This is a genomic window from Zoogloea oryzae, assembly GCF_030161255.1.
GTDB lineage: Bacteria > Pseudomonadota > Gammaproteobacteria > Burkholderiales > Rhodocyclaceae > Zoogloea > Zoogloea oryzae.
In genome coordinates this window covers 1-13,431 of record NZ_BSPX01000095.1, presented here as the reverse complement: position 1 = coordinate 13,431, position 13,431 = coordinate 1, and the positions used below count along the sequence as shown (strand labels likewise).

The following is a 13,431-nucleotide window of genomic DNA, read 5'->3' as shown; positions in this document are numbered from 1 at the left end:
GACCCAGGGGATCAGCAGCCGCTCGGGCGCCAGCGCCGTCACCGCCAGGGGCAGGATCGCCCCCACGGCGAAGCTGGCCGCCGAGGCCAGGGCGGCCTGGATCGGGCGGGCGCTGGTGGTGTCCGACAGGCCGAGTTCGTCGCGGGCGTGGGCGCCGAGGGCGTCGTGGCGGGTGAGCTGCTCCGCCACCTGCGTGGCCAGCTCGTAGCTCAGCCCGCGGCCCACGTAGATGGCGGTCAGCTCGCGCAGCTCGGCGGCGGGGGCGTGTTCGAGCTCGTCGCGCTCGCGGTTCAGGTCGGCGTTTTCGGTGTCGGCCTGGGAATGCACCGAGACGTATTCGCCGGCTGCCATCGACATGGCGCCCGCCACCAGCCCGGCAACCCCGGCCACCAGGATGCTGGCGTGGCTGGCGCTGGCGCTGGCCACGCCCAGCACGAGGCTGGCGGTGGACACGATGCCGTCGTTGGCGCCGAGCACGGCGGCGCGCAGCCAGCCGATGCGATCGGTGCGGTGTCTTTCCTTGTGGCGCTTGGGGGAGAGCATGCTGGCGGGCTCCTTACGTGGTGTGCGAGACCTTGGCGGCCGGTCTTCCGGGGCAGCCTGGGGCGAGGGCGGGGTGGCCTGGAGTGGGGAGTCTCGACTATGCGGCTGGCCTGCGTGCGGGTCTGTGCGCTGCCGCACCGCCGGCACCCTGTCGGGATTGTCGCGCACTGACGGGGGCCGGGCTTGGTGCGCGCTCGTACAGACGCGGCGGCGCGGGGTGGTGATGATGGGCTGCGTCAATTCGCGCGCACCCCGAAGGTTGATTCCGTGACCCACGTTCCCCCCGCCGTGCTGCCCCGACCGGGCAGCAATCTAGACCGCTTCGTGCATGCCCAGTTCTCGCACAACCCGGCGGAACAGGCCGAGCTGGCTCAGGCGTGGCTCGATGCCTGGGCCAGGCTGCCCGGCCTGCTGCTGGAGGCGGGCCGTCCGGCGTCCGAATCGCCGCCGCCGGGCACCTACGTGCTTCAGACCTGATCCGGTGGCGGGGGCAGCCACTGCAGCAGCGTCCCGAAAAACGCATCCACATCCAGCGGCTTGGCGATGAAGTCGCTCATCCCGGCGGCGAGGCAGGCCTCCCGCTCGGAGACGAAGGCGCTGGCGGTGATGGCGACGATGGGGGTGCTGGCGTGGCCCGGCAGGCGACGGATCGCCCGGGTGGCCTCGAGCCCGCCCATGATCGGCATCTGCAGGTCCATCAGGATCAGCGCGTAGGGCTTCTCCCCGGCCAGGCGTAGCGCCTCGGCGCCGTCCCGGGCGATGTCGACCGCCAGGCCGAGGTTCAGCAGCAGGCTCAGCAGCACATCCAGGTTGACCGGGTCGTCGTCCGCGGCGAGCACCCGGGCGCCCCGGTAGTCGCGCCGGAGGATCAGCTCGGCGTGCTCCAGGGGCCGCATGTCGGGGGCCGGGCTGGTGGGCCGGCCCTGGCCCAGCCGCGCGGTGAGCCAGAAGCGGCAGCCCTCGCCCGGCGTGCAGTTCACCCCCACCTCGCCGCCCATCAGCTGGGCGATGCGCCGGGTGATGGCCAGCCCCAGCCCGGTGCCGCCGAAGCGGCGGGTGGTGGAGCTGTCGGCCTGGGTGAAGGGCTGGAAGAGCTGGGCCTGCTGTTCGGGCGTCATGCCGATGCCGGTATCGACCACGTCAAAGCGCAGCAGGTAGCCCTGCCGGGTTTCCTCCAGCAGCCGGGCGCTGAGGGTGACGCTGCCGGTGGTGGTGAACTTGATGGCGTTGCCCAGGTAGTTGAGCAGCGCCTGGGCCAGATGCACCCGGTCGCCCCGGAGGTGGCGGGGGATGCCGGCGGTGTCGATGTCGAGCCGTAGGCCCTTGGCGGCGGCGTTGTCGGCGACGATGGCGGTGAGGTCGCGCAGCAGTTCGTCGAGGGTGAAATCCACCGTTTCCAGTTCGAGCCGGCCGGCCTCGATCTTCGAGAAATCCAGGATGTCGTTGAGGATCGCCAGCAGATGGCGGCCTGACACTTCGATCTTGTCGAGCTGGTGAGCCTGGGTGGGGGTGAGGCCGCTGCGCCGCAGCAGGTGGGCCATGCCGAGGATGCCGTTCATGGGCGTCCGGATCTCGTGGCTCATGTTGGCGAGGAAGTGGGTCTTCGCCCGGTCGGCGGCTTCGGCGGCGTCGCGGGCGGCTACCAGCTCGGCGGTGCGGGCGGCAACCTGCGCTTCCAGGTGGGTGTTGAGGTGGTGGAGCTGGTCGAGGGCCGCGTCGGTCTCGGCCCGGGCCCGGCGCAGCTCGTCGTTCTGCATCTCGAGCTCGATCTGGTGCACCTGCAGCTCGTGCACCAGCCGGGCCAGGTCGGCGGATGTCGGGCTGGGTGTGTCGGAGCGCTGCTGCAGCCGGGCCTCGGCGGCCTGGCGGAGGGGCGTGGTGCAGGGTCGCTGGTCAGGCTCGTCGCTGTCTTCAGTGGTCACGGCGGGTCTCCCGCTTGCGCAGCCTGGCTTCGAGCTGCTTGATGGCGGTGATGTCGATGAAGGTGAGGACCACCCCGTCGATCACGTTGTCCTGGGTCCGGTACGGCATGATGCGCACCCGGAACCAGCGGCCGTCGCCGGTGCTGACCTGTTTCTCGCAGTAGATCAGGGTGGTGAGCACGGCGCTGGCGTCGTCCTGCAGGCCAGGGTAGTTGAGGTCGGTGACGATGTCGGACAGGGGCCGGCCCACGTCGCCCGGGATGAACTTGAACAGGTGCGTGGCGTGGGTGGTGAAGCGGCGCAGGCGCATCTCGCTGTCGAGGAAGACGGTGGCGATCTCGGTGCTGTTGAGCAGGTTGGTCATGTCGTTGCGGGCCCAGGTGAGATCGTCCACCTTGGATTGCAGCTCCGCATTGATGGTCTGCAGCTCTTCGTTCATGGATTGCAGCTCTTCCTTCGAGGTGGTGAGCTCCTCGTTGGTGACCTGCAGCTCCTCGTTGGCCGATTTGGCTTCTTCGAGGGAGGCCTGCATCTCCTGACGGCTGATCTGCAGGGCTTCGCGCAGCTGGGCGAGTTCGAGCAGCAGGGCGCTTTCGCGTTCGGACGCCAGCTGCCTGCGCGGCCGGCGGTTGCCGGGCGGTGCCTTGACGTCGTTGAACACCACCAGCACCCGGTTGCGCAGGGCTTCGGGCTTGTCGATGCCCTGCACGGTGATGTTGACCAGCTGGGGGTGGCCGTTGCCTTCGACCTGCAGGCCGTTGAGGTGGATCGGCTGGGGCTGGCGCAGGGCCTTGCCGATCACGCCGGTGAGGGCGTCGCGGAGGCCTTCGCGGGCCATCGCGTGGAGGTTGATGTTGACCTTGCCGGCGGCCGGTTCGAGGTATTTGCCGGTGCGCCCGCTGATGTACAGGATGTCGCCTTCGCCATTGACCAGCACCGCGGCGGGCGCGTAGTGCTGCTGGATGAGCTGGTCGGTGAGGTATTCGACGCTGTCGCGGAAGTCGGGCCGGCTGCCGTCGGTGCTGGCGGGGCCGGCCGGGGTGCGGGTGGGAAAATCCAGCCAGGATGAGCGGTTGCGGTGTTCGGTGCGCCGGAAGATGTGGGTCTTCTTGTCGAGGGGCGAGAACAGGGCGTCGAAGCCGCCGATGGTCTCGGCGCTGCCGAGCACCAGGATGCCGTCCCGGTTGAGGGCGTAGTGGAACAGGGGCAGGACCTTCTTCTGCAGTTCCTGGCCGAAGTAGATCAGCAGGTTGCGGCACGACAGGATGTCGAGCTTGGTGAAGGGCGGGTCGGAGATGAGGTTGTGGGGCGCGAAGATGACCATCTCGCGCAGCTCGCGGGTGAGCCGGAAGCCGTCGTCCTCGGCAACGAAGTGGCGGGCCAGCCGCTCCGGCGTCACGTCGGCCGCGATGTTGGCGGGGTAGCAGGCCCGACGGGCCCGGTCCACGGCGTCGGGGTCGAGATCGGTGGCGTAGATCTGCAGCGAGAACTGGCCCGGCGGCCGGGTGTTGTCGAGGGCTTCCCGGAACACCATGGCCAGCGAGTAGGCTTCCTCGCCGGTGGAGCACGCCGGCACCCAGGCCCGCAGCGCCTGCCCGTCGGGGTGACGGGCGAACAGCGCCGGCAGGGCGACGTCGCGCAGGTAATCCCACACGGGCGGATCGCGGAAGAAGCTGGTGACGCCGATCAAGAGCTCCTTGAACAGCAGGTCGAGTTCCTGGAGGTTGTCGCGCAGGTAGCCCACGTAGTCGGCGATGGCGGCGATCTGGAGCAGGGCCATGCGCCGCTCGATGCGCCGGAGCAGGGTGTTCGGCTTGTAGAGGGAGAGGTCGTTGCCGCTGCGGTTGCGCAGCAGCACGATGATCCGTTCGAGGGCGGCGAGCTCGCCCGGCGCGGCGTCGGGCTGGGGCGGGCGCGGGACGTGCCGCAGGAAGGCGGCGATGCGCTCGGCCAGCGCGTCGGCGGGCGCGACGATATCCACCACGCCGGCCTTGATGGCGCTGGCGGGCATGCTGTCGGCGCGGGCGCTGGCCGGGTCCTGGGCGAGGGTGAGGCCGCCTTTTTCCTTGATGGCGGCGAGCCCGGCCATGCCGTCGGAGCCCATGCCGGAGAGGATCACCCCGATGGCCCGCTCCTGGCGGTCGGCGGCCAGGGTGCGCAGGAAGAAGTCGATGGGCAGGCGCAGGCCGCGCTGGGCGGTGGGGTCGAGCAGGTGGAGCACGCCGCCCAGCAGGGACAGATCCTTGTTGGGGGGGATCACATAGACGTGGTCCGGCGCCACGACCATGCCTTCGCCGGCCTCGACGACGGGCATCGGGGTGATGCGCTGGAGGATCTCCGGGAGCGTGCTGACGTGCTCGGGGTCGAGGTGCTGGACGATCACGAACGCCATTCCGGTGCCGTCGGGCACATGGCCGAGCAGGGCTTCGAGGGCTTCGAGCCCGCCGGCGGAGCAGCCGATGCCGACGATGGGAAAGTCCGGGCGATGCCGGGGCTGCGCATCGGGCGTTTCGGCCTGGGTTGAATCGAGGGGAGGTGCGCTGCGCATACGGAATTTCGATTCAGGTTCGTAGTTCGTCTTATGGATTATCCGCCTGATCGGCCAGCGGGATGAGGCATTGCTGACGCCGGGGGCGTTCAGCCGCATTCGGGTGCGGTATCCGGCGGGGTGTCGGGCTGATGGAGGGCGCAGCGCCCGCCGCCGGCGCGCTTGGCGGCGTACATGGCGGCGTCGGCGTGGGCGATCAGGCTGGCGGCGTCGGTGCCGTCCTGGGGGTAGAGGGCGATGCCCACGCTGCCCGACAGGTTGAGCAGGTGGTCGCCGATCCGCGCCGGGGTGGCGAGGGCGGCGAGCATCTTGTCGGCGATGAGGGTGGCGTCGGTAGGTTGGGTGATCTCGGTGAGGAGTGCCAGGAACTCGTCGCCGCCGTGGCGGCTCACGGTGTCGGAGTCGCGCAGCACCGACTGCAGGCGCCGGGCCACGAGCTGCAGGGTCTCGTCGCCGACGGCGTGGCCGAGGACGTCGTTGATCTGCTTGAAGAGGTCGAGATCGAGGAACAGCACGGCGATGTGGGTGCCGCGCCGGTGGGCCAGGGCGATGGCGCTTTCGAGGCGGTCGAGCATCAGGCTGCGGTTGGGGGTGCCGGTGAGGGGGTCGCGCTGGCTGCGGCTGGCGAGCACGTCCCGGTCATTCACCGCGCTCTCGGCGATCTGGTCGGCCTGGAGGGCGGCGAGGAGGAGCTTCTCGTTGGCTTCGCGCAGCTGGGCGCTGCGGCGCGCGTCGCAGTCGTTGCGGGCGGCGGTGAGCTCTTGCCGCAGCCGGGCGAGCTCCGCCACCAGGCGGTTGGCGGCTTCGTCCAGCTGCGCCAGGGTCGCCAGGGCGGCGTCGGTCTGGTGGGGGTCGGAGGCCGGCATGGTGGCGGAGCGCCGGGGCTCAGTCGGCGGGCAGGCGGAGCGGCCGGCCGGTCAGGAGGCCGGTGTGGCCGGCGAGACGCTCGTCGATGTGCAGGCCGTCGTCGTCCACGTGAAAGAGGCGCAGCTCGTCGGAGTGGGCGCTGCCCCGCAGCTTGACCACCGCCAGCGCCCGCAGCAGGCGGCCGGTCAGCTCGACGTAGCGGTGGACGATGATGGCGTCGGTGAGGAAGGCGGTGCCGTGGGGGCTGAAGCGCAGGTCGGTGAAGCGGTCTTCGAGCTCGGAGGTCATCAGCAGGGTGACGCCGCTGCCGGTGAGGGCCGCCACGAGGCGCGCCAGGGATTGCCGGAAGTCGTTGCGGAAGGTGGGCGCGAGGGCCAGCTCGAAGCCCGACAGCGAATCGATCACCACCCGGCTGGCGCCCAGCCGGCGGATTTCGGTGATGAGGAGCATGGCCATCTCGTCCACCGACAGATCCGGCGCGCGGGTGTCGACCACGCCGACCTGCCCACTGGCGATGAGATCGGCGAGCCGGTGACTGCGGGGGCGCCGGGGGCGCTGCTCGAAGGCGGCGATCACGCCGGTCTCGCCGTGGCGGGCACCTTCGGCCAGGTAGGCTTCGGCGAGGAGGGTCTTGCCCGAGCCGGAGGGGCCGGCGACCAGCAGCGAGTAGCCCCGGGGCAGGCCGCCGCCCATCATCCGGTCGAGCCCGGGCACGCCCATCGGCAGGCGCTCGGCCAGGCCGTGGCCGGCGTCGGCCAGCAGCGCGAGGGAGGGCGGCGGGCCGAACACGGTGATGCCGGCGCTGCCGATGCGGAAGGTGTGCAGGCCGGGCACGGTGGCCTGGCCGCGCATCTTGATGATCTCGAGCTTGCGCACCACCGAGTTGCCCTGGACGCTCTGGCTCAGCCAGATCAGGCCGTCGGCCACGGTGAACACGGGGTTGGGGTCGTTCGGGGTGAAGTATTCGCCGACCAGGAAGGTGGTGGCCTGCCAGCAGGTCATCAGCACGCCGAGGTTCTGGATGAAGTGCTGCAGGCCGAGGGACGGAATGCCGGCGCGGGCGGGGCTGCCGGCCACCGAGCGGAAGGAGTCCACGAACACCAGGCCCGGCGCGTGGGCCTCGACCTCGCTGGAGATGCGGGCGAGCACCTTGTCCAGGTCGCCGCTGGCGGCTTCGTCGGCCAGGCTGATGAAGCGGATCGAATCCTTGACCCGCTCGTGCTCGAAGAACTCGAACTGCTGCTGGTAGCGCAGCATCTTCAGGGGCGGCTCGCCGAGCACCGTGAAGTACAGCGCCGGGCGCTCGGGCGAGGCCAGCGCGAACATGATCTGATGGGCCAGGGTGGTCTTGCCGCTGCCAGGCGGGCCGGCGATGAGGCTGAAGGAGAGCTCCGGCAGGCCGCCGCCGAGCACCGCGTCAAGCCCGGAGACGCCGGTGGCCATGCGTTGGAGGCGGGTGGTGTCGGTGTTCATGGCGAGGGGTCCGGGGCGGCGTTGGGGGCGGGTGGGGCTGGCGGGATCGGGGGCAGCAGGCGCTCGGTGAGCGAGGCGCCGATCAGGCGGGTCAGGAGATCGCGGAAGGTGGCGAGCAGCGCGCTGCAGGCGCCGGCCGCGGTGGCGCTGGTCTGCTGGGAGAGCACGGTGTGGAGCGGCGCGAATTCGCCCGCCCGCACGGTGGCCTGGTGCACGCCGGCGAGCCACGGGTAGTCGATGCGGGTGAGGTAGAGGCTGCGCTGGTAGAGGGCCGCGACGCCCCGCTGGCCGATGATGGGCGACAGGGCGGCGTCGAGTTCGCGCCAGGCGGTGACCGCTGCGTCGGCGACCCGCAGGGCCAGGATGCGATCTTCAGCCGGGGGTATCAAAGGGGCTTGCAAGGATGGCGCCTCCTGAAGTGATCGCCGCGGGGTGCCGGCGCCAGCCCGCCGGGATTGGCTGGACCGATTGTGGTCGTCGCGATGGCGGCTGTATGTACGCCAGCGCACGGAACCGGCGCGCCTGCCATGCCGGGTGGCAGGGGTGAAACGGTTGGCGTGGGCGGAAGAAAGGCCGGGTCGGCCATCCGTCGTGGGATGAGCCGTTCCGGCCTCGCTGTCCGGCCGGCGCGACCCCGGGCAGGGTCGGCCGGCAGAAGCCGGTCACTTGCCCATGTTGGCGCGGGCCTGGTCCATGCACTGGGCCTTGGCGGTGCCGGCGAGGCTGCCGCACTTTTCCTTGTCCACCGTGTACTGGGCTTCGCGCTTGTCGCTGGCCGCATCCTTGCGGGCTTCCGCCGCCTTGCCCTTGGCGTCGCTGCGGGCTTCGGCGGCCTTCTCGTTGCCGGTGGCGGTGGCGGCCGAGGTCTTCATCTGCGCCATGGCGTCGGCCTTGGCGGAGGTTTCGGCGGCCTTGGCTTCCTTCACGCAGACGTCCTTGGCATTGCCGGCCATGTCGTCGCAGCGTTCCCGGGCCACTGCACCGGCGGCTTCGGCCTTGGCCACCTGGACTTCGTAGTGGGCCTTGCGGCTGGGCTTGTAGCTGGCTTCGAGTTCGGCCAGGGCGACCCTCTCCTTGCCCTTGGCTTCGGCCACGCAGATGTCGTTCTGGTTGTCGGCCTTGGCGCCACAGGCGGCGCGGGCGGCCTTGTAGTCGGCGGCAATCTTCGTCTCGCCGGCCTTGTAGTCGTCCTTCGACATGGTTTCGGCGGCTACGGCGCCGAGGCTGAAGGCGAGGCCGATGGAGAGGGCGATGAGCTTGAGGCTGGATGTTTTCATGATGGTTTCCTTGAGAGGATGAATCCGGCTTGCCGCGCAGCCCGATGGGCTGGCACGACAGGTTCTTCGCCAGGATGGGGGCCCGGAAGCGCCCGCCATCGTCACGGGGAAGACTGCTGGCCCCGGTGGTTCGGATGGACCCAGCCTGCGGGAGACGCGGCGGGGCGTCTGTCTGCTGGCGCACCCATCCGGATTGCGCCGCTGTTCGATGGCGCACAGACGCGCCGGCCCTGCTGCGTAGCATCGACAGTGCAACGCAACCCAGGCAAGGAGACCTCAAATGTCCATCGGAACCATTCTGCTGATCGTGCTGATCCTGCTGTTGATCGGCGCCTTCCCTAGCTGGCCCCACAGCCAGAACTGGGGCTACGGCCCGAGCGGAGGCATCGGCTTCATCGTCGTGATCCTGCTCGTCCTCGTGCTGCTGGGCCGCATCTAGCCCGGCTGCCGCGCCGGCCCGCCACCGGCATGACTTGAAAGGAACCAAAATGCTTCATTACGCCGGCGTGTTTCTCGTCATTGCGCTGATCTCGGCCCTGTTCGGTTTCACCGGCATCGCCGCCGGTGCGGTCGAGATCGCGCGCATCCTGTTCTTCATCTTTCTGGTGCTGTTCGTCGCATCTTTCGTGGTCGGCCTCATCCGGCGACGCTGAACGCACCCGCTCCGCCCGGGGGCCGGTCTTCGTGATCCGGCCGCCGGGCGTTTGCGTGCCGGCTTCCGCGCGGCCCGTAAACGACGGCGGACCGGCCCGTGTCACCGGGCCGGTCCGCCGTCACGCGGGAACTGCTACGCCGTTCAGCGCTTGATGCGGGTGATCTTGGTGCCTTCGATGCTCAGGCTGGCCATCAGGCCCTGCTGGTCGAAGATGAAGGCGTAGGCGTCGTTCTTGAGGGTCGAGGACGAGAGGTTCTTGGCCATGCCTTCATTGACCACCACCACCGACGGGCCGACACCGATCTCCCAGCCTTGGGTGGTGTTGAGGTATTTGACGGCCTTGTCGCTCATCAGGAACACCACGTAGCCGTAGGATTCGGCCCCGGCCTGCCAGCCCCAGGAGGCCGACACCGAGTTGTAGTAGCCGAGGTGTTCGGTGCCCCGGGTGAGGACGCCCTCACCGTAGCTGCCGCCGAACACCAGGCCGGCCTTGATGATCTTCGGGAAGACCAGGATCGCCCGGGCCTTCTTGGAGATGGCTTCGGCGGCCGGGTTGCTCTTGTAGAGGGTCTGCAGGGCCTGGGCGGCGTCCCGGTCGAGGTCTTCGGCCGTGGCCGAGAAGGCCGGGCCGCCGAAGGCGCCGAGGGCGAGGGAGGTGGCGGTGACGAGGACGAGCTTGTGGAAGTTGCGGCGTACGTTGGTCATGGTGTGTTCCTTCATGTTGTCCCGGCATCGGGAGTGATGTCGGAAGCAGAATCGATGGCGGTGCCTGACCGGACATTCCGCTGATCGGGCACGACTGCGAGCTTTCATCCTGCGCCAATTGATCCGGGTATTCCGTACGCTGGCGAACAGAGCTGCAAACTTGGGCAATCACCCCCGGGGCGCGCCGAGGGCGCGCAGCTTTTCCCGCAGGGCGTCCAGTTCGTCGAGCAGTTGGATGGCCAGCGCGGCGCCGGCGAGGTTGAGCCCGAGGTCGCGCCGCAGGCGCAGGGCGACGGTGGCGCGGCGCACGTGCAGGCCGGTGAAGCGCCAGCGGTGGGGCTCGCGTCCGAGGGGCGCCAGCAGGCCTTCGTCCACCAGTTCGACGATGCTGTCGGCGTTCACGGCGCAGGCGCGGCACACCTCGATGAGGCTGAGCCCGGTCTGTTCCTCGAGGATGGTCACGGTGGCTTGGGGCAGCATGCTTGGGTGGTCCATGGGTCAGGCTCCGGCGGTGGATCGGGGATCGAAGGCGGCGAACTGTCCGGCCATGCCGGTGTAGAAGGCGCGGCTCGCCTCGCTGTCGGCGGGCGGCACGACGATCTGCAGCACGGCGTAGAAATCGCCCGCCACCGGGCCGGGAATGCCGCGCCCCTTGAGGCGCAGCTTGCGGCCGGCCCGGGCGTCGGCGGGCACGCTCAGCTCGACCCTTCCGCCCGGCGTGGGAACCTCGACCTGGGTGCCGAGGGCGGCCTCCCAGGGGGCGATGCGCAGGTCGAAATACACGTCGCGCTGGTCGACCCGGTAATGGGGATGGGGGTTGAAGGCCACTTCGAGGTACAGGTCGCCAGCGGGCCCCTGCCCCATGCCCGGCATGCCCTGCCCGACCAGGCGGATGTGCTGCCCGGCGCGGACGCCCTTGGGGATCGTGACCTTCAGGGTGTGCCGGCGCAGATGCACGCGCCCGCGCTCATCCACCTCCGGCGTCTGCACGCTGATGCTGCGGGTGGCGCCGGTGTAGGCGTCTTCCAGGTCGATGAGCACCTGGGCGTGGTGGTCCTGGCCGCGGGCGTGGAAGCCGGCGCCCTCCTCCCGCCCCTGGGACGGGCCGCGCCCGTAGATGGATTCGAACAGATCGTTGAACTCGTCGTTGGAGAACGCCGCGTCGCCGCGCCGGCCGTGGGGCGGCTGGAAATCCGGCCCGGGCTGCCAGTCGCTGCCCAGCTGGTCGTAGGCGGCGCGCTTTTCCAGGTCTTTCAGTACCGCGTAGGCCTCGCCGAGGGCCTTGAAGCGCAGCTCGGCGTCGGGCTCCTTGCTCACGTCCGGGTGGTACTTGCGCGCCAGCTGGCGGTAGGCGCGCTTGATCTCGTCCTGGGTCGCGTCGGGGGCGACGCCCATGACCGCGTAGTAGTCCTTGAATTCCATGCCGGGCGGCCTCCGGGACTAGGGCCGGGCCGGGCGTGCCGGCGCAATGGCGGCGGGGTCCGGTACGGGGTGGGGATTCGGTTTCATGGGGCGTCTCCTGCGACGGCCGCGGCCAGTCGGCCGGGGTATCAAGCCTAGGAGGCGGCCTGCGGCGCGTCTGTGCGCCTGCGCACAGAGCCGGCGCCGTGCAGGGCCCAGCTGCCGTCGCTGCGAAAATCCAGCACCTGGCGGTGGAAGTGGCGGATCGAGGCCCGGTGGGCGACGCTCACGAGGGTGATGCCGGTGGCGGCGAGCAGGGTGTAGAGGCGGTCCTCGTTGGCCACGTCGAGGGCGCTGCTGGCTTCGTCGAGCACCGCGTAGCGGGGGGCCGCCAGCAGCACCCGGGCGAAGGCCACCCGCTGCTGTTCGCCCACCGACAGCACCTTGGCCCAATCCTGAGCGGCGTCGAGGCCACCGAAGCGGGCCACCAGATCGGGCAGGTTGACCTGCTCGAGTACGGCCAGCAGCTCGGCGTCGGGGATGGCCTGGTCCTGCCGGGGGTAGAGCAGCTGGCTGCGCAGGCTGCCCAGCAGCATGTACGGGCGCTGGGGCAGGAACAGCATGTCGCCGGAGGCCGGGCGGCCGATCCGCCCGTGGCCGGACCGCCACAGGCCGGCGATGGCCCGCAGCAGCGAGCTTTTGCCGCAGCCGCTGGCGCCGACGATCATCAGGCTCTGGCCGGGGTCGATGGAGAGGGACAGGTCGCAGATCAGGGTGCGCTCGCGGTTCGGCGTCCACAGGGTCAGCCCGTCGATGCAGATCCGCGAATCCTCGACGAACTCGATGCGCTCGTCGCTGGTGGCGTCGTGCTTCCCGTCCATGAAGCCGGCGAAGCTGTCCAGCCGGTCGATGCCGGCGGCGAACTTGCTGAAGCTCTCGAAGTTGTCGACGATCACCGCCAGCGCCGCCAGGATCGCCGCGAAGGCGCCCGCCGCCTGGATGGCCCGGCCCACCTCCAGCTCGCCGGACATGACCCGCCCGGCGATGATCGCGCTGGGCAGCACGATGGTCATGAAGCTGTAGGCGTACTGGAACAGGTTCAGCCGGAGCTGCGCCCCGATGAGCCGGCTGGCATTGCGGTAGGCCGCGTCGAAATGCTGGTTCACCTGGCGGGATTCGCGCGCTTCGCCGGCGTAGAAGGCGATCGCCTCGGCGTGCTCGCGGATGCGCACCAGGCTGAAGCGGAAATCCGCCTCGCGCCGGAGCTGGTTGAAGTTGAGCCCCACCAGCACCCGCCCGAACAGGCGCACGGTGACGGTGGTGCCCACCACCGCATAGACGATCAGGAACAGCACCAGCTCCCGGGAGATCGCCCACAGGACGCCCGAGAAGGCCGCCAGCTGCAGCACTGCGCCGGTCAGCACGAGCAGGAACTGGAGGGATTTCTGGGTGAAGGTGCCGATGTCCTCGGCGATCCGCTGGTCCGGGTTGTCGATCTCGGCGCTGGCGTTCAGCCGGTAGTACATCCCGTTGCTCAGGTAGGCGGAGAGGTAGTCGCGGGTCAGCCAGCGCCGCCAGCGCAGCCCGAGGGTGTCGCGGACGTAGTAGTAGAAGGCGTGGGTGGGCACCGCCACCACCAGCAGCACCAGGCACTGGCGGATCGACGCCCAGAACCGCGCCTCGTCGTGGGCGGCCAGCGCCGAGGTGAATTCGCCGGTCTGGGCGTTGAGGAGCACGGCGAACAGGGCCTGGCCGAAGAGCAGCGCGACGAGGAGCGCCAGCAGCCCCAGGGCGCCCCGCCTGCCATCGCTGAACCAGTAGGGCCCGGCAATCCGCCAGAAGCGCCTGAGGAGCGGGCCGTCGAAGGGGATCATGGGCGTGGACGGCCCGCGGATGGGCTCAACGGCCGGCGCTGACGAAGGTGACACGCACCGGCCGCGCGGCGGCCCCGATGCGGATCTGCCGGGCCTGCCAGGCGCCGTCCAGCCGGGCGCCGATCCGGTAGCGGCCGGGCGGCAGGCGGATGTTCAGCAGCGGCCC

The 13,431-nt window shown here is 70.1% G+C and carries 14 protein-coding genes; 3 read left to right on the top strand and 11 right to left on the bottom strand.

Going from position 1 to position 13,431, the window contains the following annotated elements:
* A partial coding sequence (locus tag QQK25_RS20520; protein ID WP_284189632.1) for a VIT1/CCC1 transporter family protein occupies positions 1-543 on the bottom strand: 543 nt, incomplete at its 3' end.
* A gap of 267 nt (positions 544-810) precedes the next feature.
* Here QQK25_RS20520 and QQK25_RS20515 point away from each other — a divergent pair.
* Positions 811-1,020: a hypothetical protein gene (locus QQK25_RS20515; protein ID WP_284189631.1), complete on the top strand. Its 210-nt coding sequence runs from the start codon at positions 811-813 to the stop codon at positions 1,018-1,020.
* On the opposite strand, the gene QQK25_RS20510 is transcribed toward QQK25_RS20515, so the two are convergent.
* The 6 genes from QQK25_RS20510 to QQK25_RS20485 form a co-directional block, all read right to left on the bottom strand.
* A complete protein-coding gene (locus QQK25_RS20510) occupies positions 1,011-2,465 on the bottom strand; it encodes an ATP-binding protein (RefSeq protein WP_284189630.1) in 1,455 nt (484 codons plus the stop codon). The two genes, QQK25_RS20515 and QQK25_RS20510, sit on opposite strands and share 10 nt — an antisense overlap.
* Positions 2,455-5,013 (bottom strand): chemotaxis protein CheB, encoded by a 2,559-nt coding sequence (locus QQK25_RS20505; protein ID WP_284189629.1) that lies wholly within the window; start codon positions 5,011-5,013, stop codon positions 2,455-2,457. The genes QQK25_RS20510 and QQK25_RS20505 overlap by 11 nt, the downstream gene beginning before the upstream one ends.
* A gap of 89 nt (positions 5,014-5,102) precedes the next feature.
* Positions 5,103-5,879, bottom strand: coding sequence for a GGDEF domain-containing protein (locus tag QQK25_RS20500; protein WP_284189628.1), 777 nt, complete (start codon positions 5,877-5,879; stop codon positions 5,103-5,105).
* 19 nt (positions 5,880-5,898) lie between these two features.
* A complete protein-coding gene (locus tag QQK25_RS20495; protein ID WP_284189627.1) occupies positions 5,899-7,353 on the bottom strand; it encodes an ATPase domain-containing protein in 1,455 nt (484 codons plus the stop codon).
* Positions 7,350-7,754 (bottom strand): hypothetical protein, encoded by a 405-nt coding sequence (locus QQK25_RS20490; protein ID WP_284189626.1) that lies wholly within the window; start codon positions 7,752-7,754, stop codon positions 7,350-7,352. Before QQK25_RS20490 ends, QQK25_RS20495 begins: the two co-directional genes overlap by 4 nt.
* Before the next feature lie 261 nt (positions 7,755-8,015).
* Positions 8,016-8,630, bottom strand: a complete 615-nt coding sequence (locus QQK25_RS20485; RefSeq protein WP_284189625.1) for a hypothetical protein — start codon at positions 8,628-8,630, stop codon at positions 8,016-8,018.
* 280 nt (positions 8,631-8,910) lie between these two features.
* Between QQK25_RS20485 and QQK25_RS20480 the strand changes: the two genes are divergently transcribed.
* Both QQK25_RS20480 and QQK25_RS20475 read left to right on the top strand, forming a co-directional pair.
* Positions 8,911-9,069 carry a DUF3309 family protein gene (locus QQK25_RS20480; RefSeq protein ID WP_284189624.1) on the top strand — a complete coding sequence of 53 codons (159 nt, stop codon included), beginning with the start codon at positions 8,911-8,913 and terminating at the stop codon, positions 9,067-9,069.
* Between the two features lie 49 nt (positions 9,070-9,118).
* Complete coding sequence (locus QQK25_RS20475) at positions 9,119-9,283, top strand: DUF1328 domain-containing protein (protein WP_153162269.1); 165 nt, start codon at positions 9,119-9,121, stop codon at positions 9,281-9,283.
* Positions 9,284-9,426: 143 nt separating this feature from the next.
* Here the strand turns inward: QQK25_RS20475 and QQK25_RS20470 are convergent, their stop codons facing one another.
* The 4 genes from QQK25_RS20470 to QQK25_RS20455 all read right to left on the bottom strand — a co-directional run bounded on the left by QQK25_RS20470 (position 9,427) and on the right by QQK25_RS20455 (position 13,265).
* Entirely contained in the window at positions 9,427-9,990 is a 564-nt protein-coding gene (locus QQK25_RS20470) for a lipid-binding SYLF domain-containing protein (RefSeq protein ID WP_284189623.1), read from the bottom strand.
* 168 nt (positions 9,991-10,158) lie between these two features.
* Entirely contained in the window at positions 10,159-10,485 is a 327-nt protein-coding gene (locus tag QQK25_RS20465) for a chaperone modulator CbpM (protein ID WP_284189622.1), read from the bottom strand.
* Positions 10,486-10,488: 3 nt separating this feature from the next.
* Positions 10,489-11,412, bottom strand: a complete 924-nt coding sequence (locus tag QQK25_RS20460; protein ID WP_284189621.1) for a DnaJ C-terminal domain-containing protein — start codon at positions 11,410-11,412, stop codon at positions 10,489-10,491.
* A 134-nt stretch (positions 11,413-11,546) separates the two neighbouring features.
* The gene (locus tag QQK25_RS20455) at positions 11,547-13,265 is read right to left on the bottom strand and encodes an ABC transporter ATP-binding protein/permease (protein WP_284189620.1); all 1,719 of its coding nucleotides are present in this window, start codon (positions 13,263-13,265) and stop codon (positions 11,547-11,549) included.
* Positions 13,266-13,431 lie beyond the last annotated feature (166 nt).